Consider the following 26,189-nt stretch of genomic DNA (forward strand, 5'->3'; position numbering starts at 1 on the left):
CAAATTATATGCTAGCGCTAGCATTCATGTTAATGATTAAAGTATCAATTTATTAATGAACTAACTGCGTAATCAGTTATTACCGTTATAGCGCTACTTGCAATGACTCAAGCTCGGCTTGTAAAGATTCGAGCTCTGCTTGTTTCTTATCGTTTGCACGCACACTCAGTTGCTTTTCTAGTTTTTTGATTTTGGTACGGAGCTTGGCAGCAGCAATGGTGTTTTTTGCTTGTGACTCACTGATGTTTAGAGACTGGCTTGCTGCATTATTGAGCTTAGCCTCTACCATACTAACGACAGGTCTACTATTGCTCGTATCAGCAAGCTGTTCTGTGACGCGTTTTAAATGGGTATGGTAGCGTTGTCTCAAATCCTCTTGCTCTGCTATTCGCTCAGGCTCAGATATTTCTCGCTCAATCGTAACTAAGTCAATGCAATCAACAGGGCAGGGCGCGATACATAGCTCACAGCCCGTGCACAAATCTGTAAAAATCGTATGCATATGCTTGCCAGTACCAACGATAGCATCGACTGGGCAAGCAGGGATGCATTTGGTGCAGCCGATACAGTCATCTTCACGGATAACCGCACGAACCTCGGTCGGACGTTCAGAGGTGGCATCTATTGGCCACTGTGAAGGCACCGCCGTCAGCGTAGTGTCAAGAGTATCTATATCGAGAGTCTGAGCAATCGCATTGGTGACTGGCTGACCACCAGGCACACATTTATTATACGGCTCGCCATCTAATACAATCGCAGCGGCATATGGCAGGCAACCATCTGGATGCTCACATAGCCCGCACTGCGTCTGTGGCAAACAAGCATCCACACGTGCAATTTTTGCCTGTATGTCAGCGGGCAAGGTATCAATGTGTAATGCATCGAATAAGATAGGTAGATTAACTAAGCGTATATTGGTGCTACTTTGCATTTAATTAAGGACCTTAATACCAGTCGTTAGAATTGGTATTAGTATAAATAGAGATAAAAGGTTGAGAAAGCGGTCTTTGTAAAACAGTATCTATAAGAGCATCTGCTCTGTCAGCGTCTTACTGCTCAGGTTAGCGTGTTACTTATTAAAAAATAAGATTTAAAGTAAAACGCTTATCACAGGAGCAGCGATTTTAAAGAGATGAGATTGAAAATACAATACTATAGCGTAATGTGGTATTTGTAGATAAGTACTGATTATAAATCTATATTTTGTTCTTTAGCCACTTGATCAATCAAATCGCGAGCGATACTACCCTTTGGTGGAATTCTGGGTAGGTTTGAGAGATCAAAGAAATCAGCATGTGCTAGCTCATCTTCTTGCAAGATAATATCGCCATTGGCATACGATGCACGAAAACCAAGCATCAAATTAGAGGGGAATGGCCATGGCTGACTGCTCACATAGCGGATATCTGATACTCTGATATTGACCTCTTCTGCGACTTCACGTACTACGGCATGCTCCAGACTCTCTCCAACTTCTACAAACCCTGCGATCAAACCATACATTGGCGGCAGGTTTTGCTGTCCATGACGGTGATGGTGAGCCAGTAAGATTTGCATCTCACCCGTCACTGGATTCGGACGAGTAATAGCAGTAATGACGCACGGTTGTACGCGAGGGTATTGGCGCAATCGACATATTGGACAAACCATGGCACGTTCGCCTTGGTCAGCATGTACAGTAGGACTAGCACAGCGACTACAAAACTGTGTATCTGCTTGCCAGCTTAGTAGTTGTATTGCCTGGCTAATCTGATCTGACAAGGCGACTGGTAGATGAGTCATCAGTTTTCGATAAGGAACAAAAGTGTTACCACTGCTTTCAGCAATAATTGGTAGCGTCACGTTATGAGCAACTGCATAGTCATAAGTCATGGCGCTCGTCGATTGGGCAGTAAAGCTATGAGCCATATTGGCATCAACCGTATCATCTGCATCGTTACCAGTGCTGTCGTCTGATAACCAATGATTTGGTGCTAGGCTCTCGTGCAGCGTTACGTGACCAACCTGATAAGCTTGCTCGCTTAAGTCATTACTATCGGGCGATAGCTGAACTTGCAAAGGCCACCAACCATCTGGCATTTGACGGCATAAGATACTGTCATCACTTAATACAAAAGCATGGGCCATATAAAATTCCAAACATTATAAAGTAAGTCCGCATCGACGTAGACACAGACTGTTTTAGAGTAAAATATCATCAATTCTATGTAAACCAGATACCCAGATATCCATATATGTTGCCAGGCTAGTTCAACCTAATGACTGTAGCGCTTTCACGTGCCTGACTCGTACCTACATTATCTTGAATTATCTATACGTAAATGAGATGTCATGGCTAAGAGATAATAACCATGCCATGACAATAAGAAAAGTTAAGCAGCAAGTAGGTGGCTTAAGCTTTGCTGCCCCACATCAAGCGCTTGTTTGCTGACAGGGCGATTATTCTCAAAACCATCTAAGTGATGATCGACCGCCATGATAACATCAGCGATGCAGGCTAACGTACTGTCTTCGATACGTCGTCCGCCTTCGATACGCTTTTCAATGTAGTTGGCTAGCTGACTCAGCATGCTGGAAGGTGTGGGCAGTTGTAAGAAGCGTACTGCGCCTGCTACTTGACGCATCATCCCAGGAATATTTTGGATATTGAGCATATCGCGCTCAGGCTCCGCCAAATAATCATTGATGGCTTGCTCGGCACTAGCAATAGCAGTTCGGCTTTCTTGTATCAAGGTATCATTAGCCGTATTAAGCTGATGCAATGAGATATGCGGGTTATTCAGTGGCAGATAGATTGCCCCTGGTGTATGCATCTCTGCCATGGCAATGGCGGCGTTCTCTGCATGCATTAACGCTAGTAGCAAATGATCAAAATCGTCAGGGGAAGGAGCTTGCCAATGGCTCACAGCTTCTGCTGCTTCGCTAAGACTATTGGCTGCGTTGGACAGACCTAATAAACGTAATGCTGAACTAAGCTCAGTCAGCTCTTCGATAATTTGCGCGGTCTGCATATCAATAGGGTTGATTGAATCGCCACGTGCATAACTATCGACGTGTTCTTTAATATTATTGATCTGATTTTGAATAATTGTGTTTAACGTATCGGTAAGTTCGCGGTTAGGACCGAATAAAAAGCGTTTCATTTGTTCTAGCTGAGCACCTTCTAAATGGTTACTGGCATACTGTTCACGTAGTTGATGCGCTTGCTCGTTATCACGTTGACAGGCAAAGCTCACTAAATCTGCAAAGCGGGTATCCATGACTGGTAAATAGCTTTGAAATTGCTGCTCTAAATAGATAAGTGTGTGTTTTTGACTCAAGTTTAATGGTAATACTGCTGCGATATCAGTCACAGCAGCAGTCGCCGCTTGCCAAAATAAGCTATCAGTATTTGAGGCAATTAATGCACAAGCTGCACTCATAGCATCCAGCTTTTGCTGATCTGCTGAGTCAATTTTGCCATCTTGATTGAGTAGTGCAATGCTAAGGCCACTACGATACGCGTTGGTCAGCAGCTCTGTGTCTAGATTAAGCGTGCTTAGAGATTCAAAGTTTTGTTCAGGGTTGGCGATGATGACACTACTGCTACCAAATGCAGAGAAATAGTCTGCCGTAATAGGAGCTTCTTGACTATGTGCATTAAGCTTGTTGATTACAGGTATGAGTAGAGTAGGCTCTACCGATTCAGTCAAGAGGACAAACTCAACATAACGATCCAAGGTCATGATGGCTTCTGATAGATCCATGATCAAATCAGTATCGTTATTATCACCATTGTCATAAAGTCTCTGTAAACCACCAACAATGGCATCATTCAATGCTTCTGCACCGACCAAAGAAATGAGTTTGAAAATACAAGACAGCTGCTTTAATACTTCGATAGAATCTGACAACAAAGGCGCCTGACTACTATCATCATTGAACTCACCTAAATGAATCTCGGTATCTTTAAGCGTTGCTATAACCTCATCATGCAGTAAATGGAGTGATGGTAGGTTAAAATCAGTAACACTAAGCGTTGGGGCGGTTAGCTTCATTTGCGCAGACTGGTCCATAAGTATTTTTCCATAATGTACTGATGAGAATAGCAATATAAATTTGATTCAGAAAGTATTGGCTAGTGATGTTTTAACGCTTTCTATCATAATAATCAAGACTAAATTATACAAATGTCGGTTCAATAAAAATTCGAACGACAATTACATGCTAGCTTTTAGGGCAGGATAATCTTCTGCCAAAGCCGCATACCAGCTTTGGTCAGCAGTTTCATCCGCCGTTGATGCCAGCAATAAATTCGCTAAATTGGCGAAACTTGCATGAGCGGTTTGTCCGCCATCGGTATCTGTATCCTCTTCGATGGCAAGCGTGACCTGTCCACCAGTCATCGCCAGATAAACTTCGGCTAAAATCTCTGAGTCAAGTAATGCCCCGTGAAAAGTACGGTCTTGCTTACCAACATTTAGGCGACGCACGAGGGCATCTAGCGTGTTTTTTTGCCCAGGATACTGCTGCTTGGCCATCGCCAGTGAATCGGTTACTTGCACTCGATTAGCAAAATCATTCAGACCAACTTTTGCAAACTCCATATTTAAGAAGTTCATATCAAAAGTAGCGTTATGAGCGATAATCTCAGCGCCGTCCATAAAGTCATACAAAGACTGAGCAACTTGATCAAAGGTCGGCTTGTCAGTCAAAAATGCTTCAGAGATACCATGAATACGAATGACTTCATCATCCATACCGCGCTGCGGATTGATATAAACGTGCAGCTTTTCACCAGTAAACTTACGTCCGACCAGCTCCACAATACCGACCTCGATAATACGGTCGCCTTTTAGTGCATCAAGCCCTGTAGTTTCTGTATCCATGATAAGCTGGCGATCTGCTTCATGGCGGTGTATCGGCTTTGGTAGTAGCGGCTTAAAATATGGGTTGGCACGGCTAGTATCCCCATCGAACTTAGGGGCATCAGATTCTACACTTGGCAACATATCGTTGTCGACGGTATCATCTAGGTGCGTTTGAATATCTGGCATAGCTTTGGTACTCGTCGGGTTGTATGTATTGTCTTGATGGTTGCTAAATTCTACAGCAATGTTTTCATTCATATTACGATTGTCAGCAGCACTCTGACTATCTTCTTTTAGCGGCTCAGGTTCTAATAGCGCTTCATCAAACTCATCGTCCATCATATCTAAACCCAATGGATCGAAACTTAGCCAGTCAGCGCTAGACGATTTTTGCAAGGTATCCGTGTTAGCGTCAGTATTAGTATCAATATCAGTCGCTATGTGGTCTTTTTTTTTAGTCGTATCTGCTTCACTGACTATAGCTGAATGCCCGCTGTTTGAGGTGACACCTAAGTTTGCCAGCTCGTCTGCTTTTTCATTACCAGCATGTCCAGCGTGACCTTTGACCCAATGCCAGCTAACATCACGCTGTTGGCAGAGTTTATCCAATTGTTGCCATAGGTCTTGATTGGCGACTGGCTTTTTACTGGCAGTTTTCCAACCCTTTTTCTTCCAGCCTTCAATCCATTCAGTGATGCCTTTTTTGACATAACTGGAGTCGGTCCAAATCTCAAGAGTATGCTCATGCGGGCTATGGGTCAGGGCTTGTATCGCACCCATTAGCTCCATACGGTTGTTGGTGGTTTCTTTGTCACCGCCGTACAAATCTTGCGTGCTGCCATCACTAAATATAAGATGTGCGCCCCAGCCGCCAGCGCCAGGATTGCCTTTGCAAGCACCATCAGTATAGGCCACAGTGGTATTTGTTTTAGCCGCCAATGGATCAATCGCGTTGTCTTTATGAGTGTTTGGCATTGAATTACGGTTGTCTGACATAAAAGAGTATGGACCTGATAAGTGGTAAGCATAGGGTAGTACTAGAGCATCTCGTTTACGTTATTCGAACGATGATGATGACGTTGTGAGTATAGCAAATCTATCATAAATATGGGCAGTCGTGACGCACAAAGTCATAAAACCCTTACGGTAACTTATAACATAATAGTAACGTCCTAGTTTTCTGTTAAAATAGCGAAGCTCGCTGAAAGCCACTGGTTTTTTAATTGTAGAGATGTCTTTGCTACCAAGATGCCTAAGCGCATTTTTCTTATACAGCTATCTAGTGACATTTTGACAATAGTACACTTAATTAAAGTTTTTAATGCATGATTGCAGGATAACCCCATTATGTCCTTACGCTCGAATTTATTTAATAAGAGACTGACCTATTTGATGCTCAGTGTGACTACCAGCAGCGCGATTTTTCTGAGCGCTTGTAATGATACTAGCCCTCAAGCAGATACCGAAGTCGCGTCCGACCTGTCTGTCTTTGAGGGTTGTTATACGGTGAGTCAAGATGAGCCTGCTCAGATAAAAGTCAGCCAGCAAGACGACACTTGGGTAATGCAGATGAAAGAACCCGTCACTGCTAAGCGCGTCTGGGATACTCCAGAGCCGTTAGAAGTGATTGAAAATAGCGACATACCGCAGTTCTTCTCTATCGATCCAGACAATGTCGATGCGGTTATTGGTCGTCCTGATCGAGTGCTTGTACTGGCTCATGTCAAACCAGCTTACGCAAACATTGATCCGCTCTTAGACAGTGAGTACTTGTCGTATATTTACCGAGGTGCGAATACGATCTACCGCGTGGAATGTGATGAGGTGAATACTGATATTTTAGCCAACCCACATGCTAATCTTGTTATCGATAATGTTGATGAAAGTATTTAAGTAAGCGTTGATAATAGCCTTTAGATAAATATCATTGTTAGTCGATGATATTTGCATAGACAGTATTTTGTTATAAACAGTCATACCATTAGAGTTAAGCGATATGAATTTTTTCAGTTACGTGGTGTTAGGCGGGTTTTCTTATGCAGCTGGTTGGGCGGTAAGGACATATGTATTAGACAAACAACCAACGCCTGAGCAGCCTTATAATTTAAAACACCCTGCGATTTTGGCATATTTGGGTGCATTTTTTATTATCATGTTGATCGTCTCTTGGCTGCTTGGTCGCTATGCGCTTGGTCATGCTGCGATTGATTTGCCTTTCATTATTGTCAATAGCCTCGTTGCGACCTTCGTTTACTCGTTTGGTCTTAATCCAGAAAAAGCTAATTATGAAGTGCCTGATTAAAATACAGTATTGAATGAATTGTGAATAACAAAAGCCACGACCGAAATATTAATTCGCGGTCGTGGCTTTTTTAATACTGTGATTATGAATCACTTTTTTTAATAGCTGAAAGTATTAATCTTCACGAGGCTTTCTTCAGATTCGTACCAGTCTCGTCGCTGTCTTTCTCATCAGTACTAATCTTGTCGTTACCAGTCTTATCCATGTCGTTCTTATCTTCTAATTTATCCTTAGTAGCTGATTGTTCCTGCTTCCACTCTTTGTATTTTTGCAGATCTTTTCTGGCTTGCTTTAGACAGAACTTAAGTACTAGCGCATCATCGATATGGCCGATAAACGGAATAGAGTCAGGAATGAGGTCAATTGGATTTAGCACATAGAGCGCACCAATAACGCCAGCTGAGATTGTCTTAAAAGGAATCTTACGGTAGTCACCTTTGTAATAGTCTTTGACAAGACTCATAAATAGCATTAAATCATCACTAAACGGCTCAAGATAGCCGCTGTCCTCTAACTTTTGTTTAAGCTTATCTTCTTTGCCTAGCAAGTATTCCAAATTAGAGTCAAGTGACTTGTTTTTATCTGTTTTTTTATTAAACATAATTATTACCTTTTGTTTTTTGCGATGAATTTGTATTTACAGTAACAAATCTAGTCGACCTATATTGTGTGTCTCAGTAGCGAAAAAGTAAATATCGGTAAAGATTAGGCAACCATCAGTGTCAGAAAAGCGTCTACAATATGCTGCCATAAGGTCTAAAAACACAAGTCATAAAAATAAAAGCGATAAGGTAACAGTAAGGTATGGGGATTAAGCGTCAGGCATGGACAGATAATAAAAATAGTCGTGCAACTGAAACAACAACTGGGCTAAACCGTCGGCAGTTTCTACGTCGAATCGGTGTGAGTGCAGGCACAGCAGTACTAGCGAGCCAAGGTATTTCTCAAGCGCTTGCAGCCAGTCCTATCGAGTCTGGTCATAGTACGCAGCTGACCAAGGATGATCTGCCAACTTCGTTATTGGGTAATCGCTCATTAGCACAAACATCACAGGAATCACTGACGCAGACCGGTTGTATCACGCCTACGATTGAGACGCGACTTTTTGCCAGCTCCAATGTCGGTGGTAGTGATGAGCGTAATCAGTTGGCATTAGATCGCGTGGCTTGTGCTGGGTTTAAAGTAGAGAATCCTGCTATTACCAATCGTCAGTACTTACGCTTTGCGGGAACGGACTCACAGCGTGCTAGCGATTTCCAAAACCTTGCCACTGGGGCAATAGCCGCGCCAAAGCTGCTGCTAGGTGTGCGCGGTGGTTACGGTGCCATGCGCATATTGCCTATGGTGGATTGGTCGACACTAGGACGAATTATGAAGGAGCGCGGCACGATACTCGCAGGCTTTAGCGATGTGACGGCTATCCAATGTGCGCTATTGGCAAAAGGGTCAATGAGCTCACTTGCAGCACCGATGCTCTATAGTGAGTTTGGCAAAACTGCGCCTGATAAGGTCAGCTGTCAGCAGTTTGTTGAAGCACTGACCAACCCCAATCTGGTTATTAATATATCAGACGCATCTTTAACCAGTCAGCAGCTACCTGCCATACTGACAAAGGGTGAGCCGAAACCATTAACTGGTACGATTTGGGGTGGTAACTTAAGTGTCGTATCGGCGCTGGCAGGTAGTGAGTATTTACCGCGTATCGATGGCGGCATTGTGTTTTTAGAAGATGTCGGCGAGCAGGCGTATCGTATTGAGCGCATGTTATATGACTTATATCTCGCAGGCGTCTTTAAAAATCAGCAAGCGATTGTATTTGGGGCATTGTCTGGTACGGGCGAGGACAGCTATGACAAACGTTATGATGTCGCCACAGTCATTCGTCAGTTGCATGAATTGACAGGGTTGCCGATATATAGTGGTATGCCTTTTGGTCATATCGGCAAAAAATACAGTTTTCCGCTAGGAGCAACTTGCCAGCTGAGTCCTAATGTAAATGGCGGCTATCAGTTGGCATTTAACGATTACCCAACTATAAAAGCTGATGCTATCCAAGTAGAAGGCTTGTGGCAGACTGCTTAAACGCTAATCACTGTCCTTTTTAAATAGCCAATCGCGAAAACTTATCTTGATACTCTTTAGGCGTCAGCTCTGTCGCACGTTTAAATAGACGCGTGAATGAAGAGATATCATCATAACCTACTTGATCGGCAAGCGACTTGATCGATACATCGCCCAACTCAAGTAAGCGTTTGGCTTGTTCAATTCTAACAGCCTGAATATACTCAATCGGTCGCATCGCCACGCAGGACTGGAAGCGCCTGTTTAAAGTGCGCGGGGTAATATTTACCATGGCAGCCAGACTGCTGACCTGCAAAGAATGTTGAAAGTTCTCTTCGATATATTCTTGGACTTGTTTAATCAAATGATCCGAATGTGGCTTGTGCAAGGTCACATTGGTATAGCTATTCTGACTACCTCTTTTGCTATCAATAATTTGGGTTTTTGCCACTTGTGTAGAGATCTCACGTCCGCAGTAACGCTCAATCAATAATAACCCCAAATCATAAAAGGCGCTGCCACCAGCTGCACAAAATATATTGCCCGACTGGTTTGTTGGCTCGCTTCTTGAATGGGTCACAAACTGATTCTCTTGTAGGTCCACCAATGGAAAATCTGCCTTAAACTTATTGGCATAGCCCCAGTGTGTGGTGGCTATCTTATGATCTAACAATCCTGCCTTTGCCAAAAAAAATGCTCCGCTACAATTGCTTGCTATATCGGCCTTGGTATTTGCAAGCCGTACTAGGTGCGGCAGTAGCTCACTGTTCTGCTTCAACACCTTATCAATAGAGTCGCCAATGGTTGGCACAAGCAATAAATCGCACTCTGTCACGTCTCGGATATCACAGTGGGCTTGCATGATTAACCGATTGCTGCACCTAATATCACCGCCACCTAAGCTTGCGATCTGCACATTAAATCGTGGCTCTACAGACTCATTTGAAAAGCGCTGCCAGCTGACCCCCGTGAATGAAAACAAATCCAATGCGCCAGATAGTACACTACCGAGCACACCATCGAAGCCAAGAATAATCATTTTAAAAGGTTTGAAATAGGGCATAAGTCACTCGTTTCCTTTGCTGTGCTTACCAAAATAGCCATTATTTGGTTGATTTTAACCAGTTAGATACTCTGTTTATGTCTTGTTTGACCATAATTATGTCATAAATGACAATACGGACAGGTATCAAATTAGACTAATATCAATTGATAACCAAATTTAATCAGTTAATGAGAATACTATGGCCGCAGATACCCTCCTAAACGATTTTGAATTACCTTTCCAGTTGTATGATGTACTAGGCACAGAATCACTCACCGAGCACGCAAAGTTCTCAGAACATAGCCGTGAGACATTTGATGCTGTATTAGAGACGGCAAATAAGATTGCGACAGATTTATTTTTACCGCACAACCATATCGCAGATAAGAACGAGCCGCAGTTCGATGGCAAAAAAGTCAGCATGATAAACGATGTGAAAGTCGCTTTTGATGCGTTTCGCGAGTCTGGGTTTATTGCTGGTCGTTATAGTTTTGAAGACGGCGGCATGCAGTTACCTGAGACGGTTATGACTGCTGTGGCAGGCTACTTTATGGCAGCCAATCCATCAACGACTGCCTATCCATTTCTGACCACTGCGGCAATCAACGTCATCTCGCATTTTGCTAGTGATGATATCAAAGCGGCCTTTATGCCGCGTATGCTGACAGGTGAGTTCACCGGCACCATGGCACTGACTGAACCACATGCAGGCTCATCACTTGCCGATATCAAAACCATCGCGGTAAAACAAGATGACGGCTCGTACCGTGTCAAAGGCAGTAAAATTTATATCTCAGCAGGTGATCACGAGCTGTCTGACAATATCGTGCATTTGGTATTGGCCAAAGTGCCAGGTGGCCCAGGTGGCGTAAAAGGTATCTCTTTATTTGCCGTGCCTAAGTATCGCTTGAACGCTGACTTGTCTGTTGGCGAGCGTAACGATGTACATCTGACTGGACTGATTCATAAACTTGGTTATAGAGGTGCGACTTCTACGGCATTGAGCTTCGGCGATGAAGGCGATTGTCATGGTTATTTGATCGGCGAAGAGCATTTTGGCTTGCGCTATATGTTCAAGATGATGAATGAGGCACGTATCGCTGTCGGTTTTGGTGCTTCTATGATTGGTTATCGCGGCTATCAGTATTCGCTAGATTATGCCAAAGACCGTACACAAGGTCGCATTGCGCCAAACAATAAGCCTGAAGATGATGCAACGGCCATTATTCAGCATGGTGACGTAAAGCGCATGCTATTGGCACAAAAAGCCTATTCTGAAGGCGGCATCTCATTATGTCTATATGGTTCAAACCTAATTGACCGTATCAATACCTGTGAAGACGAAACGCTAAAAAATGAGCTAACAGAGTTGTTGGATTTGCTAACGCCAGTGCTGAAAGCATGGCCATCTGAGTATGGCCCAAAAGCCAATGACTTAGGTATTCAGGTATTGGGCGGCGCAGGCTATACGCGTGAATATCAAGCTGAGCAGTTTTGGCGTGACAATCGTTTAAATCCTATCCATGAAGGTACAAACGGTGTGCAGGCGCTAGATTTGTCATTCCGCAAGTTATGGCAAAAAGGTGGATTAGGCATTCAAATCTTAAAACGTGAAATTACACAAGATTTAGAAAGCATCACTACGCCTGAGAGCGCGCAACTTGCAGGCAAGCTGATGCCTTATATGGGTCAGTTGCATGAAGTGCTCGTGCATTTGGGCAAAGTGTTGCAGACAGAAGAAGCGCTGACATTGACTGGTAATGCTCAAGCATTAATGAATATTTTTGCCTCAATTGTACTGAGCTGGATTTGGATTCGCCAAGCCAGTAAAGCCGAGCAGCTGCTAAGTACGACGCAAGATGTCGAGCAGCAAAACTTTTACAAAGGCAAGATACAAGCAGCCAAATACTTCATCGATTGGGAACTACCATTAGTTAAACGCGACATCGAATTATTAACCAACACCAACTCAGTTTGCACTGATATGCAAGCGGACTGGTTCTAAAGACAACTCTAAGGAAAGAGACATGACAACGATAAATAAACAATGGCGTCTAAAAGCAAGACCAGTAGGCGAGCCAAGTGCTGAAACTTGGGACTATACCGAGACAGAAATACCGACGATTATCGATGGTCAGCTACTGATTAAGGTTGAATACATCTCTATCGATCCCGCGATGCGTGGTTGGCTGAACGATGCCAAATCTTATATCGCGCCAGTACAAATTGGTGAAGTTATGCGCGCCGGTACTGTGGGTGAAGTGATTGAAAGTAAGCATGAGAAATTTGCAGTAGGTGACTATGTCGCAGGTCACGACGGCGTACAGTCATATGCGGTCAGCGATGGTACAGGCCTGCATAAAGTTGATCCAAGCCTAGCGCCGCTGTCTTACTACTTGGGCGTACTCGGTATGCCGGGGATGACAGGGTATTTCGGTCTTCTAAAAACGGGTCAGCCAAAAGCAGGCGAGACGGTAGTGGTATCAGGAGCTGCTGGTGCGGTTGGTAGCTTGGTCGGTCAGATTGCCAAGATTAAAGGCTGCCGCGTTGTCGGTATCGCGGGCGGTGCTGAGAAATGCAAATTCTTGGTCAATGAGCTTGGGTTTGATGCGACGATTGATTACAAAAATGAAGATGTGAAAAAAGCACTAAAGAAAACCTGTCCAGACGGCGTCGATGTGTACTTTGACAACGTAGGCGGTGATATCTTAAATGACGTGCTTACTCAGATTAATCTGCATGCGCGTATCGTTATTTGCGGGGCTATCAGCCAATATAACAACACCACAGCAGTAAAAGGCCCATCGAACTATCTATCATTATTGGTCAATCGTGCTCGCATGGAAGGCATCGTGGTGTTCGATAATATCAAAGAATATCCAATCGCTATGAAAGAGATTGCTGGCTGGATTCAGTCAGGTGATATGAAGGTAAAAGACCATATCGTTGAGGGTATCGAGACGTTCCCTGATACTTTGATGATGCTCTTTAATGGTGAAAATTTTGGCAAACTAGTACTTAAGGTAGAGGGATAGATCATGACACTGAATACAAATGGAATTGCATCAGATGTAGCTGGCAAACGAATTTTGATCACGGGCGGTGCGTCAGGCATCGGTGCAGCAAGTGCATTACTACTAGCCAGTCGCGGCGCAAAAGTCGTCATTGGTGATATGGCAGAAGAAATGGGCGAAGCAGTTGCCAAACAAGGCCAAGATGCTGGCAACAGTATTGTCTTCAAAAAAGTAGATGTGACCAGTGGTGATGAAGTACGTGCGTTGTTTGACTTTGCAGTAGAAACGCTTGGTGGCCTAGATGTTGTGGTAAACAACGCTGGTATCGACCACAAGCCTTCACCAATGCATGAGCTAAGTGATGATGATTTTGATCGTAATATCGCCGTGAATTTAAAAGGTGTTTGGCACTGTATGCGTGCCGCCGTCAATTGTATGATCCCTAATGGCGGTGGTCATGTGATCAACGTCGCCTCTATTGCTGGTCTTCGTTCAGCGCCTATGATTTCAGCCTATAGTGCAGCTAAACATGGGGTTATGGGTCTGACTAAATCTGCTGCCCATGAGTATGCCCGTGCCAATATCCGTTTTAACGCGGTATGCCCAAGCTTCATTGATACGCCAATGGTTCGCAATACTATGGCAACGATGGATGAGCGTACGCAGCAAGCAACGATAAAGGCCAGTCCACTGCGCCGCCTAGGAAACGTCAGTGAAATTTCTAGTGCGATTGCGTGGCTTGCCAGCGATGAAAGCAGCTTTATGAATGGTCATGCCTTCACCTTGGATGGTGGTATGCTAGCGTAACCGTGATCGTTGAGCGCTCTTTGTTCAGTTTATTAGTGCTCGATAATCGCTGTTAGTTATGACAGCGATTATCTGCGTTTAGTTATCTGATTTTAGATACATGAATTTAGCGCTCAAAAATTATCGAAAATATAAAGTTTATAAAAATATAAGGAACAACTATGAAAGATTTATTTGATTTAACTGGTAAGGTTGCTCTAGTAACTGGTGCTAGCCGTGGTATTGGTGAGTCTATTGCCCGTCTATTGGCATCAAGAGGCGCACATGTGATTGTCTCAAGCCGAAAAATTGATGCGTGCCAAGCAGTCGCTGATAGCATTAAAGCTGACGGTCACAAGGCCAGTGCTTTCGCTTGTCATGTAGGAGACATGGAGCAAATTGACGCAATTTTTGAGCATATCAAAAGTGAATTTGGTCAAATTGATATCTTAGTTAATAATGCAGCAGCCAACCCTTACTATGGCCATATCTTAGACACGGATTTAGCCGCCTTTGATAAAACGGTTGAAGTTAATATCCGCGGTTACTTCTTTATGTCGACGGCCGCTGGCAAAATGATGAAAGAGCAGGGTGGCGGTGTCATCTTGAATACCGCATCAGTCAATGGTTTAGTAGCAGGCGATAAGCAAGGCATCTACTCAATCACCAAAGCGGCAGTCATTAGCATGACCAAAGCCTTTGCTAAAGAATGTGGCCCACTTAATATCCGTGTTAATGCGCTATTGCCAGGTTTGACAGATACTAAGTTTGCCTCGGCATTGACTACCAACGATAAAGTCTTAAAAATGGCGCTACACTCAATTCCTCTAGGACGTGTGGCTGAGCCTGATGAAATGGCTGGTACCGTATTGTATCTAGTATCGGACGCTTCAAGCTATACCACAGGTGCGACTATCGTTGTCGATGGTGGTATGCTGGCTTAATTAGATAATCTATAAGACATAGGTTAGATAAGAAAGTAATTGTTTAAAACTGCATTAGACTCAAGAACCGCATGAGATTTATTTTCATGTGGTTTTTTTTGATTTATTTTTTAATAGAATGTCTAAGTAATCTTGGTTTTGCACTATCAAATAAATTGCTAATTTTAAATGAGCATCAGCTGTATAGTGGCATAATAAATATGCTAATAGCTACTTGGACAATATGATGGAGTCACGCATGAATTCAGTTATCAACAATAAAATAAAAACGATTTCTCAAAATAAAACATGGCTGTTTGTGCCAGCGACTCGCATTGATAGAGTAGCGAAAGCCTTTGCTAGTGGTGCAGATGCGGTTATTGTCGATTTAGAGGATGCTGTTGCGCCAGAGGATAAAGCATCCGCACGCGAAGCATTACAGCAATATCACGACAGTGCAGGTTATCAGCCGATTTGGGTACGTATTAATAAGGCAGGTAGCGAAGAATTTTTTAAAGACATAGTGCTCTGTCAGAAGATGCCTAATTTGGCTGGCGTGTTGTTGGCCAAAACTGAGCAAGCAGAAGATATTAATAACGTACATCAGCTTACCAATTTACCCGTGACTGCATTGATTGAGAGTGCGATAGGATTGTATCAAATCGATAGTATGGCAGAAACAGTAGGGCTCGCCGCGTTTAGTTACGGGTTTTTAGACTTGTGCAATGATTTGCACGTGCAAGTAGGAACGCCTGCCGCTGATATCATCGCCAATCAAATTCGCTATCAACTAATCCTGACGTCAAAAGTGCACCAGTTATCGCCGCCCATCGATACCATTTATCCTGACTTCAATGATGAAGTTGGACTGAGCGATCGAGTACAGTTATGGTCACAAATGGGGATGTCAGGAATGCTATGTATCCATCCAAAACAAGTGGCAGTCGTGCAACAAACATTACAACCGACAGATGAGACTTTGTTGTTTGCACAGCGTGTAGTCGAGGAGTATGAGCGGAGCGGGCAGGCAGTATTCAAGATAGATGGTGAGATGGTCGATGCGCCAGTGATTGAGCGCAGTCGTCAACTGTTGGCAAAGTAGCAGACCAATCCGTATTCAGTTAAATATAAGTAATCGGTTCAATATAATTCAGATACCAGAAAGCCGAGTGGAAGTATTACAAGCAGTATACTAAGCGAGACTGACACCGTACCTAATTTATAGAGGATTGACTATATAATGCTTTATCATAAACCATATCCATTCACATTCGATAAAAGCAAACTATGATTTTTATTAATAATAATATCAGCCTCAATGATAATGAGGTAGAGATCAGCGCCATACGAGCGCAAGGCGCAGGTGGGCAGAATGTCAACAAAGTATCTTCTGCCATTCACCTGCGTTTTGATATTAACAACTCAAGTCTGAGTGATGAGTACAAGCAGCGACTGCTAAATAGCAAAGATAGCCGAATAACCAAGGAAGGCGTGCTAATTATCAAGGCGCAGCAGTTTCGAACGCAAGAGCGCAATAAAATAGATGCGCTTGAGCGTTTGCAAAGCTTTATCACCAAAGCCACTTACGTTAATAAAACCAGAAGGCCTACCAAGCCAAGCAGAAATGCCAAACGTAAACGGGTGGATAAAAAGACCCAACGCGGTAAGACAAAGGCTTTGCGCGGTAAAGTGGATTTTTAGAAAATTTATGATATTAGGTTTTGTCGTTGAGAAGTTATGCGGCAGAAAATTTATAGAGCAAAAGCTATAGCATATTGCAGCGGTTTTTGAATTTAAAATGGTATAGGCGATTAAATTATCACCTATACCATTTTTCTAGATTAACGACTTATTTAGAATGCACCATTAAGTCCAACAAATAGGCTGGTTGAGTCGTCGTCATCACCTTGTGAATGTGTGACACCAGCATTGGCGTTCAATAGACCAAAGCTTCTAGATAGGCCAAGTGTCATGGCAACGTTATCATCATCAGTTTCGACCATAGGCGTCTCAAAGCTGATATTTGGTAGCGTATTCAAACGTGCGGTTACCGCTTCGCGATTGTCACTCAGCTGCTTTTGGTAATGAATGTCACCAAATAAGTTGAGGTTCTCCATCAAGCTATGATTGGCTTTGAGACCAAGCTTGCCATATGTCGTAGAGTATTTCTGCTCATCGAACTGCATAGCAATGCCAGACATCTCTTTTTCTTTGAGTCCGTCAATTTTTACGCGGCTCGCTGTTGCACCGATATAAGGCGTAACGGCAATATTGCTCACTTGCATTGGGTAGCCTGCCTGCAAGTTGGCATAAAAGCGCTTGCCATCAGCATTTGACTTAAACTGTTGTTGGTTACTGCCTAGTGTCACAGCACGTGTGACATCGACATCCATGTTGCCAAATCCTGCAGCACCATTGATCTGTAAGCCGCCAAACTTGTTGCTATGATAGACACCAAAACCGATCTCTCCTAGATCAATATCACTCAAACCTGTGCCAACGTCTGAGTTTTCAAAGTCTTTTTGAGTGATGTTGCCGTATAAGCCTGTCACTGCATTGGCTGAGTTAGGATGAGCAAAATCTACGCCAAGCAATACTTGGGTATTATTATCACCATCAAACCCTGCAATTTCTTGATTAGCGACTTCACCGACGGCCCATAGTGTACGGGCAGGTTTTTGCTCACTGCTTTGGATTTGGTTAACATGTGACTGTAAGCGCTCATTGGTTGCAAGTCCGGTTGTCGTTGCAATATGAGGTAGTACACCGATTAGGCTGGGGGCAGTGACAACAGCATTTGCATAGTCGGCGATCAGTTGGTGGGTAGCACCTGTTGGATGAATGCTATCAGCGAAAAAGTAGTTTTCGTTGGCATCTGTTTCTACAAGAGTGTTGCGTCCACAAGTTAGAGAGCTATTGTTGTCACCACAAGCTTCATCGGTGACATTAGTGAAACCATACTGAGCAGGCGATGCAATAATCTCTTGAGTCAAGCTAAACATATCTAGCGGTATGATATTAGCACCAGTATTTGTTACGCCACTAAGCATAAATTGATTATATAAACTGGCGGCACCATTTGCTGCTCTTTGCGCTGCCAAAGCCTCTACAAGATCTTGACCTTCTAGGTTAGGGTCTGGGACAAATCTAGGCGTCAGACCGATATCAGGAATATTAGGTACTAAAATGTAGTTTGCGCCATTATCTTTCAATGTATTAATTGTTTCGGCCTGGCTCGCTACCGCGCCAAGTATCGTAGCTTGGGCATTAGCAGGATTTTCAGCCGCCGCAAGCAAGTCATTTGCACCTGCCCACACGACATAAAGTCCATTAGGATCTACTTGATTATTATCAATATAATTATTAACTTGGCTATTGGCAGAAGCAATAGGAATACCGCCAGGGAAGACCGCTTCTTCGCCTGCTCTTGCACCACCGATAGCGTAGTTATTACCAATTTGAGGACTACCGAATACAACGGGAACAGCCGTGGTACCTAGCTGCTCAGCGAATGAGGTCGCCCATGTGTTGTCAGGGTTAGTAGTAAACTGAGCAGGACCTGGTACAACTTGACTAAAATAGCCCCCATCGGTCAGGCTATCACCAAAAAAGGTGACACTGTCATAAGCATTTGCGTGAGTAATACCAGCGATAGATAGGCTGATAGCCAGCATGCTTTTAGTAAAAGTTTTAAGAGTGGTATGGCTAATTTTAGAACGTGAGGTATTACGAGGCATAGCGACTTCCTTGTCATCAATGTAATAGTTTGTCAACCGAGTGTAACCACTTTTTAGAAAGCTAGCAATCGTTTTGATTGCAAAGTTGCAAGAATATTGCCTGATTTAAGTAAGTTTTTAGAGCATAAAAAAGGGGGAGCAAGTATTAAAAAATCATAATGTCTCGCTCACATAATATTTTGTTTCCTTCTATGTAATTACGCTGTAAGCACCTGATTTTTATTTAGTTGTCTTTGTTGAAAAGTATAAGAATTATCTATCGATATTGCTTATTTAGTCTAAACAACTGCTTGCTCATGAATAGTATCAAAGCAGCACTCCATAGTAAGATAATCAGGCCAAATGCGCATACAGACGTCACTGGTGGCAAGAGTAAGTATAGCTAGCAGTATCAATATTATAGAGACTGAAATTAAGCTTGTTTTTGTGGACGCAATAACAAGGTAAGTCCAAGCGCTACAAAAGCTGCGATACCAGATATCATATAACTGATACTAAAGTCCCCAGTGATTTCTGCAAGATAACCTGCTGCCACTGGTCCGAGAGCTTGTCCTCCTGAAAAGGCAAAAGTCAGCGCTGCAAGTGCACTTGCCGCCGCTGCAGGACCGAAATAGTCGCCCGCCGAGGCAGCCATAATGACAGGTACACTCCACACCACTAAACCAAACAGAATAATTGACAAATACAGCCCCAAACTCCAATCAGTCAGTCCGACCAACAGATAAGCGATGGCAAGGAAGAAAAAAGCCAATGCTAGACCAAGGCGTCTACCAATATGGTCAGAAATCCAGCCAAACAACATACCTGAGAACATGCTAAGCAGCCCAATCCATGCCCAAACACCACCAGCAGTCGCTTCACTCAGTTGATACGAGCCAACCATACTGGTGACGATAAAGGTGACGTAAACCATATAAGTAGCGCCATAAATAGCAAAGATGACACCTAAATGTACAAGTAGGTTAATATTGCTACGTTCTAGCTTTTTCTTATTTTTAATAGGTAAGGTAGGTGCGCGCCCAAAAGGGCTTTGGCTGACATCGTCTGGATGATTGCGAATCAAAGTAAAGGTAAGCCAAGCTACCGCAATATTAATCACGGCAAAAATTAGCCAACCTGTTTGCCAAGACAATAGAGTAGAGAAGGGTAAGAGTTTGGGTACGACGAAGCCTGATAAAATGATACCAAAGCCGGGTCCCGCCATGACTAATCCTAAAGCGAGCCCGCGGTGCGAAGGAAAAAACCAATGCGACATGACGCTCATCATTGGTAAGACCACGCCGCCGCTACCGATACCAGTCAGCACATAGAGTGCGCAGAGTATTGGAAAACTGGTGGTAAAAGCCATACCGAGCATAGAGACAGCAATGAGGAGGAGACTTGCCGTCGCAGTCGTTCGAGTACCCAACCGAGGTAGAATAAGCGGGCTTAGAAGCACAGCAACGAGATATCCTATTAGGTTGGTAAATCCCAATATACCGCTTTGGGTATAATTTAATCCTAGAGAAGATGACATGGATGGCAGTAACATGCCAAATGCGAATCGTCCTAACCCAAGTCCGCAGAACATTGCTACAGAGCCTGTAGCAGCAACGATCCAAGCATAATGTAACCTGCCTAGCTTAAGAGGAGCGATGTTGCTTTTTCGAAGTATTCTACCGGGCATCACGAATCTCCAACAAGTTGAAAATTCGCAATATATATCGTCACTAAATTTAGATCGTAGGTAATGACTTCCTTGTTTTGAATAGTATCCATTTCACACTCATCCTTTTGTGCTTAATCCCTATCAGTCCTTTATTAAATATACTTATAGCCTAAGCATACTTATGCCCTATAAAATTAGTATAACTGCACCTGAACGTTCGTTCAATGAGTATATAAGCAATCCTCGTAATGATTCATAGGCCACATTGTTGTATTCATACATAAAGAAAATGCCAGCCCATTTATATGGCTGGCATTCTGCTTATTATTTTCTGACGGTTCCTTACTGAATGCTATTTTTTGGCTATTCTTTAATATCGACTTATTATTTAGCCAAGTCGCTTACTCAATTCAGGAAAGCGCTTTATCATAAATAGCATTAAGAGTAACGCCACAACTGCGATAGCAGCACCTGTGTATCCTACGCTAGATAGTGAGATGTGCGTCACGGCATAACCACCGAATAGTGCACCCGTACCAATTCCTAAATTAATAATACCTGAGAACATCGACATCAGCATGTCTTGCGCATTGACATCGACCATAATGACTTTGGCCTGCATGGAGATAATCAGTAGCATGAGCGCCGCGCCCCACAGTAAGGCGATAAAGCTGAGCGCCCATACAGAGGTCACTACTAGCAATAGCGCAAGCATAGACACGAGCATCAGTATGGTCGATATCAGCATCAATCTGGTATTGAACCGATCTCCCCAACGACTGAAAATAACACTGCCTACAATTCCAGCTGCACCGAATAGTAACAGTACAAAAGTCGCAGCGTTTTCACTGATATTACCGACTTGGCGCATGAATGGTTCTATATAAGAATAAGCCGTATAGTGCGCTGTAAAGACCAATAAAATAAGCAAGTATAGACAAACCAATAAAGGGTTTTTAAGGAGTTCTGGAATCTTTCTAAAAGACCCTTCAAACATACTAGGCAACGTGGGCAATAGCCTTGCTTGTAGAATAAATACAATTGAGGCGATGACACCAATACCGCCAAAGGTCGCACGCCAGCCAAACCATTGTCCTACCAAACGACCCAATGGCACACCCAATACCATCGCTAATGACGTACCCGTTGCTAGTACGCTAAGCGCCATGGCTTTTTTGCCTTCAGGTGCGACGCGTATCGCGATTGCAGCTGTAATTGACCAAAATATCGCATGAGATAACGCAATTCCAACTCGGCTAATGAGCAGCACGTCAAAGCTCCACGCAAATACAGACAGTACGTGACTGGCAATAAATACGGCAAAAAGCCCTAAGAGCAAGCGTTTGCGCTCAAATCGACTGGTCAATAGCATTAGTGGCAATGACATCGCAGCGACAATCCAAGCATAGAGTGTCAACATCCAGCCAGTCTCTGCCGTCGTAATGGAGAAGTCTTGGGCAATGTCGCTCAACAGCGCCACAGGGACAAATTCTGTGGTGTTCATTATAAAGGCACTAACGCCCATCAAAAATACTTGAAAATACTGAGTTCGGCGAGCGTTTGAGCTGGCCTCAAGGTTATGTGTCATAAAGTCCAATACAGATGCGAATACTACGTGTGATAGGTCAAAGTGGGGCAGGCTCAATTAGAATACAAGGTTTGCGGGGCAAGATAGCAAGCCCACGTCGATCGTGAAAGGTGTTTTTTGATAAGGATTGTTAATTAGACGTTTATTGAAGATGCTTGAGTAATATGAAACTGTCGCTAATGATAATTATTGTGTTGGGGTCCTTGCTAACGACTAAACTACAATTCATTTAAAAAGAAGCGACACCAGTTGTCGTAGAAGTTTTAAACGGCTTTATTTTTATGTGAGCCTATATTATAGTTATTAGGTCAGGCAAAATGACATGAGATAAAAACCAGTTAACCCTCGGAGCGCAACGCTTCACTCTTTAACTGAGTTTTTAAACGCTATCTTAGCGAAGTCTTTCTAGTAGTGTTATTTACGTTTTATCCTAAACTTCTGCGCCTGTACAAACTCAAAAACTATATTTATTAATAAACAAGAAACTTAGTAGAAAAAACTCGTTTGCGTTGCAAAAATATTAGCAATGTAACAGCGAAAAACTGTGGTTAAAAAGCCTATCGGAATTAAAAAAATACTACCTTACCAAGTCGATTAATTTACGTAACTTTATAGATAATGACGTCATTTAAACAATGGCGAATAGACTCGGCTGGCTTGAAATCAGCATTCAGAATATAACAACAACGAAAAGCTGCAGCGAAACAACCAAAATCAAAACAATAAGGATATAAATATGACGACATTAACGTATCAGTTTGAGCAAAAACGGTTAGATAATATGCAATGGTCGGATGGCTCAAAGTTATCTGGTATAACGGTACTAGCAAATGATGAGAAAGGCCGAATACGAAAACAGCCATTGTTTTATCTAGAGACAGTTTCTGTAGACAATTATGAAGATGATATTTATTTCGTGAACAATACCGATGAGCCGCTCAGATGGGTAGCACCCTTTAAACCCTATCGAAATATAAATGAAGCACGAGCGAAGCTAGGCGATAGCAGTGATAAAAACTTACGTAAAGTCACGCTCTATAGTGATGACATAAATAGCGTGTATCAGGATGTACTACCTAAGCAGGGCGTGCGGATTGGTAGTACTCATATCATGTATGACAGTGATGCGATGATGCAGTGGTTCGTACATGTGCCTTATAAAGGGCCAGATACTCATTATGCGATCTGGCAATTTAATGTAGTGGAAAAGGGCGGGATTCGAGGAACTTATCCATTGCTATGGGATGATTTTAGTAAGCCCTCGCACATGGTGAGTTGTGACTGTTTGTTTGATCAAGCTGATATGCCGATAGAGGTCAGTATTTACGAAGAGCGCTGTGCAATGCTAGAGAGGCTTATCGGTTCATTTGGGGTGTCCAATGCCATATTCATATTGGCAATCAATGATGTGCTCTATCGTTATGGCGTCGGCTGGAGCGCGCCCTATAGCGAGTCGGATATACAAGCGCAAGACATTGCGATGAAACTAATAGAACAAAAGCCAGAAAATGCAGAAGCGGTGAAAGCCATTGTCCAAGCGGTTTATGATTTTTGGTTTAACGAAGGTTTTGCAAAAAATATCTCAATACAGGCTTGTGAGGAGCTTTTAAGCTTGTACCAAGCGCAGGTTGCCACCCAAAAACCAGTTTAATTTATAAGCCAAATGATCAAGAAAAAACCTAAATAACAATTAAAAAAGAAGAACCTTATGATGTTTCCTATTGAAAACAATGATACGTTTTTACTGTTTTTTCATGGTCTCGACTCTAGCAATGAGACCAGCAAATATACCTGTATCACGCGTGAGCCAAAATACTGTCAAACGGTCAATTACCGCGAGAGTTTTGCAGAAATATTTGAGATTTATGATGCATTGATTCGCGAGAAAATGACACAGTATCCTCGAGTGGTGTTGGCAGGGCATTCGCTTGGTGGCTGGTTTGCCAATCATTTTGCGCATAAGTATAACTTGCGCGCGCTGTTGATTGCGCCTTGTATCTATCCAAGTGAGGTATTGGTTGACCGTATCCCTGACGTGGCTGATATGAAGCTGTCTTTTCCCACGACCAATACCGAGATAGTACGAGTTATGGTAGAAGTCGATGATGAAAGCTTGGATGTGGCGGTAGCTAGACGAACCTTGGTAAATCTACCTAATAGCTGGGACGTTGATTACTTTGCAGACGGTCATCACCGTATCGCTCGTAGTAGTGATATTTGGTATCACTTAACTCATCTGTGCGAAGACCCCATCGTTTGGATGGATGAGGCAACATATCATGGTGAAGACTAATAGCAAGGGCAGTCAAAAAACTGTCGCGACTGATGGATAAATAAACTGCTTAAAACAATTGATTGACATTAAAGACGATCGGTCATAATATTTGTGCATGACGATTACTAAGCCAAAAGCCCGTCGAGGGCGTCCACCCAATGTTGAGAGAGAGTTTACGGATACCCGTGAAGCTCTTTTGAGATCTGGGATGGAGATACTAACAGAGCAAGGCTTTGCGACTACTGGTATCGATGCCATACTCAAACGCATCAATGTGCCTAAAGGCTCTTTCTACAATTATTTCAAAAACAAAGAAGCATTTGGACAGGAAGTGTTGCGGCAGTACGCGTTGTATTTTGCTCGCAAGCTAGATCATTGTTTTCTGAATGAGCAAGTATCTCCCATGCAGCGTATTAGTGACTTTGTTGAAGATGCTAAGTCAGGAATGATTAAGCATGAATTTCGACGCGGCTGTTTGGTAGGTAACTTGGGTCAAGAGATTGTCGTGTTGCCTGAGAGTTTTCGCTGTGAGTTAGAAGGTATATTACTTGATTGGCAAAAACGTTTAGCGGCTTGTTTACGTGTTGCAGTACAACAGGGACAAATACATCCTAATAGTGATTGTGATGAGCTTGCTGCTTTTTTTTGGATTGGTTGGGAAGGTGCGGTTTTGCGTGCTAAGTTGGTGCAAGATGTCAGTCCATTAGATACTTTTTTCCGAGGTTTTGTAGCAGGAATACAGAAGTAATTTTTTATTTATATTTTTAGACGACCGGTCTAAATTTTTTACTAATTTATAGACGATTGGTCTAAATAGGAGCTACTATGTTTAAAGCAATATTAATTGAAAAAAATGATGATGTTTATCAGTCTAATCTGACTGAGATACAGGACGCGCAATTGCCAGAAGGGGATGTCACGGTCCGTGTGGCATATAGCACACTCAACTATAAAGATGGATTGGCTATCACGGGTCGTAGCCCTGTGGTACGCACATTTCCCATGGTTCCAGGTATTGATTTAGCAGGAACTGTAGAAACAAGCAGCCATCCTCGCTACGAAGCAGGCGACAAGGTGTTGTTAAATGGTTGGAGTGTGGGTGAGAAGTATTGGGGCGGTCTGTCACAAAAAGCGCGATTAAACGGTGACTGGCTTATCCCGCTCCCTGAATCGATGACTGAAAGTCAAGCAATGGCAATAGGTACGGCAGGATATACTGCGATGCTTTGCTTGATCGCGTTAGAGCGTAATGGACTGACACCAGAGCGTGGCGAAGTATTGGTGACGGGTGCTAATGGCGGTGTTGGTAGCTTTGCCATCGCACTTTTGGCAAACCAAGGCTACTCTGTCACTGCGTCTACGGGTCGCCTAGAGGAAGCTGAATACTTAAAAAGCCTTGGTGCAACGACGATCATTGATCGAGCGGAGTTCAGTAGTCCGGGACGTGCACTTGGTAAAGAGAAATGGGCTGCCGCAATTGATTCTGTTGGTAGTCATACGCTGGCCAACGTTTGTGCTAGCACGTGTGAAGATGGTTTAGTCGCTACTTGTGGATTGGCTCAAGGCATGGATTTCCCTGCTACTGTTGCGCCATTTATTTTACGCGGTGTCAGTTTGCTTGGTATTAATAGCGTGACGCGACCTTATGATGAGCGTGTAGAAGCATGGCAGCGTTTGAGTACAAGTTTGGATATGACGCAATTGGATGCAATCACCAGAGAGATTGGTTTAAGCGAAGTCATTCCGATAGCCAGCGAGTTGTTGGATGGTAAGGTTTGTGGTCGAATAGTTGTTGATGTCAATCGTTAGATTATCATTCATTTTCTTTAATATTTCAACATTAATGTTTTGATGTTGAGCCTCGTGTTAGCACATGAACAAAGTATACAGAAAGGTCCAGTATTGAGTGCTTAATGTGAAAAATTACTATTCACAAACAGTCACACATATCAGTATTTAT

The 26,189-nt window shown here is 43.1% G+C and carries 22 protein-coding genes; 13 read left to right on the plus strand and 9 right to left on the minus strand.

All coding sequences use genetic code 11. The features are described 5' to 3' along the window. Positions 1 to 85: 85 nt before the first annotated feature. The 4 genes from QL886_RS03650 to dnaQ all read right to left on the minus strand — a co-directional run bounded on the left by QL886_RS03650 (position 86) and on the right by dnaQ (position 5,846). Positions 86 to 931: an RnfABCDGE type electron transport complex subunit B gene (locus QL886_RS03650; RefSeq protein ID WP_290177672.1), complete on the minus strand. Its 846-nt coding sequence runs from the start codon at positions 929 to 931 to the stop codon at positions 86 to 88. Positions 932 to 1,188: 257 nt separating this feature from the next. Continuing rightward, positions 1,189 to 2,127: an NAD(+) diphosphatase gene (gene nudC, locus QL886_RS03655; RefSeq protein ID WP_290177673.1), complete on the minus strand. Its 939-nt coding sequence runs from the start codon at positions 2,125 to 2,127 to the stop codon at positions 1,189 to 1,191. 245 nt (positions 2,128 to 2,372) lie between these two features. Then, positions 2,373 to 4,055 (minus strand): hypothetical protein, encoded by a 1,683-nt coding sequence (locus QL886_RS03660; protein WP_201570143.1) that lies wholly within the window; start codon positions 4,053 to 4,055, stop codon positions 2,373 to 2,375. 144 nt (positions 4,056 to 4,199) lie between these two features. Next, positions 4,200 to 5,846, minus strand: coding sequence for a DNA polymerase III subunit epsilon (gene dnaQ / locus QL886_RS03665; RefSeq protein WP_290177674.1), 1,647 nt, complete (start codon positions 5,844 to 5,846; stop codon positions 4,200 to 4,202). A gap of 351 nt (positions 5,847 to 6,197) precedes the next feature. Here dnaQ and QL886_RS03670 point away from each other — a divergent pair, with 351 nt between their 5' ends. After that, on the plus strand, positions 6,198 to 6,743 hold the full coding sequence (locus tag QL886_RS03670) for a hypothetical protein (protein WP_290177675.1): 546 nt from the start codon (positions 6,198 to 6,200) through the stop codon (positions 6,741 to 6,743). A gap of 103 nt (positions 6,744 to 6,846) precedes the next feature. Beyond that, positions 6,847 to 7,152 carry a hypothetical protein gene (locus tag QL886_RS03675; protein WP_102078823.1) on the plus strand — a complete coding sequence of 102 codons (306 nt, stop codon included), beginning with the start codon at positions 6,847 to 6,849 and terminating at the stop codon, positions 7,150 to 7,152. Between the two features lie 121 nt (positions 7,153 to 7,273). Here the strand turns inward: QL886_RS03675 and QL886_RS03680 are convergent, their stop codons facing one another. Beyond that, positions 7,274 to 7,753, minus strand: a complete 480-nt coding sequence (locus tag QL886_RS03680) for a YkvA family protein (protein WP_290177676.1) — start codon at positions 7,751 to 7,753, stop codon at positions 7,274 to 7,276. 203 nt (positions 7,754 to 7,956) lie between these two features. Between QL886_RS03680 and QL886_RS03685 the strand changes: the two genes are divergently transcribed. Beyond that, the gene (locus QL886_RS03685; protein WP_290177677.1) at positions 7,957 to 9,234 is read left to right on the plus strand and encodes an LD-carboxypeptidase; all 1,278 of its coding nucleotides are present in this window, start codon (positions 7,957 to 7,959) and stop codon (positions 9,232 to 9,234) included. A 19-nt stretch (positions 9,235 to 9,253) separates the two neighbouring features. On the opposite strand, the gene QL886_RS03690 is transcribed toward QL886_RS03685, so the two are convergent. Beyond that, positions 9,254 to 10,276, minus strand: coding sequence for a helix-turn-helix domain-containing protein (locus tag QL886_RS03690; RefSeq protein WP_290177678.1), 1,023 nt, complete (start codon positions 10,274 to 10,276; stop codon positions 9,254 to 9,256). 181 nt (positions 10,277 to 10,457) lie between these two features. Between QL886_RS03690 and QL886_RS03695 the strand changes: the two genes are divergently transcribed. The 6 genes from QL886_RS03695 (at position 10,458) to arfB (ending at position 16,682) form a co-directional block, all read left to right on the plus strand. Continuing rightward, positions 10,458 to 12,263: an acyl-CoA dehydrogenase gene (locus tag QL886_RS03695; RefSeq protein ID WP_179799280.1), complete on the plus strand. Its 1,806-nt coding sequence runs from the start codon at positions 10,458 to 10,460 to the stop codon at positions 12,261 to 12,263. A gap of 22 nt (positions 12,264 to 12,285) precedes the next feature. Next, positions 12,286 to 13,293, plus strand: a complete 1,008-nt coding sequence (locus tag QL886_RS03700) for an NADP-dependent oxidoreductase (protein ID WP_290177679.1) — start codon at positions 12,286 to 12,288, stop codon at positions 13,291 to 13,293. Positions 13,294 to 13,296: 3 nt separating this feature from the next. Further along, complete coding sequence (locus tag QL886_RS03705) at positions 13,297 to 14,079, plus strand: SDR family NAD(P)-dependent oxidoreductase (RefSeq protein WP_102078818.1); 783 nt, start codon at positions 13,297 to 13,299, stop codon at positions 14,077 to 14,079. Between the two features lie 161 nt (positions 14,080 to 14,240). Then, positions 14,241 to 15,002, plus strand: coding sequence for an SDR family oxidoreductase (locus tag QL886_RS03710; protein ID WP_101205627.1), 762 nt, complete (start codon positions 14,241 to 14,243; stop codon positions 15,000 to 15,002). A 238-nt stretch (positions 15,003 to 15,240) separates the two neighbouring features. Continuing rightward, a complete protein-coding gene (locus QL886_RS03715; RefSeq protein WP_290177680.1) occupies positions 15,241 to 16,083 on the plus strand; it encodes a CoA ester lyase in 843 nt (280 codons plus the stop codon). Between the two features lie 185 nt (positions 16,084 to 16,268). After that, positions 16,269 to 16,682 (plus strand): alternative ribosome rescue aminoacyl-tRNA hydrolase ArfB, encoded by a 414-nt coding sequence (gene arfB, locus QL886_RS03720; RefSeq protein WP_102091188.1) that lies wholly within the window; start codon positions 16,269 to 16,271, stop codon positions 16,680 to 16,682. Between the two features lie 152 nt (positions 16,683 to 16,834). On the opposite strand, the gene QL886_RS03725 is transcribed toward arfB, so the two are convergent. The 3 genes from QL886_RS03725 to QL886_RS03735 form a co-directional block, all read right to left on the minus strand. Then, on the minus strand, positions 16,835 to 18,718 hold the full coding sequence (locus QL886_RS03725; RefSeq protein WP_290177681.1) for an autotransporter domain-containing protein: 1,884 nt from the start codon (positions 18,716 to 18,718) through the stop codon (positions 16,835 to 16,837). 412 nt (positions 18,719 to 19,130) lie between these two features. Beyond that, a complete protein-coding gene (locus QL886_RS03730) occupies positions 19,131 to 20,234 on the minus strand; it encodes an MFS transporter (RefSeq protein ID WP_267284414.1) in 1,104 nt (367 codons plus the stop codon). 520 nt (positions 20,235 to 20,754) lie between these two features. Next, positions 20,755 to 21,954 (minus strand): sugar transporter, encoded by a 1,200-nt coding sequence (locus tag QL886_RS03735; protein WP_102090562.1) that lies wholly within the window; start codon positions 21,952 to 21,954, stop codon positions 20,755 to 20,757. Between the two features lie 736 nt (positions 21,955 to 22,690). Between QL886_RS03735 and QL886_RS03740 the strand changes: the two genes are divergently transcribed. The 4 genes from QL886_RS03740 (at position 22,691) to QL886_RS03755 (ending at position 26,038) form a co-directional block, all read left to right on the plus strand. Then, the gene (locus QL886_RS03740) at positions 22,691 to 23,605 is read left to right on the plus strand and encodes a hypothetical protein (protein ID WP_102090561.1); all 915 of its coding nucleotides are present in this window, start codon (positions 22,691 to 22,693) and stop codon (positions 23,603 to 23,605) included. A 57-nt stretch (positions 23,606 to 23,662) separates the two neighbouring features. Then, positions 23,663 to 24,247 carry a YqiA/YcfP family alpha/beta fold hydrolase gene (locus QL886_RS03745; protein ID WP_102090560.1) on the plus strand — a complete coding sequence of 195 codons (585 nt, stop codon included), beginning with the start codon at positions 23,663 to 23,665 and terminating at the stop codon, positions 24,245 to 24,247. Between the two features lie 97 nt (positions 24,248 to 24,344). Continuing rightward, complete coding sequence (locus tag QL886_RS03750; RefSeq protein WP_102090559.1) at positions 24,345 to 24,977, plus strand: TetR/AcrR family transcriptional regulator; 633 nt, start codon at positions 24,345 to 24,347, stop codon at positions 24,975 to 24,977. Between the two features lie 77 nt (positions 24,978 to 25,054). After that, positions 25,055 to 26,038 (plus strand): MDR family oxidoreductase, encoded by a 984-nt coding sequence (locus QL886_RS03755; protein ID WP_102090558.1) that lies wholly within the window; start codon positions 25,055 to 25,057, stop codon positions 26,036 to 26,038. The last annotated feature ends 151 nt before the right edge of the window (positions 26,039 to 26,189 follow it).

Source organism: Psychrobacter sp. APC 3281 (assembly GCF_030407815.1).
In the GTDB taxonomy this organism is placed as follows: Bacteria; Pseudomonadota; Gammaproteobacteria; order Pseudomonadales; family Moraxellaceae; genus Psychrobacter.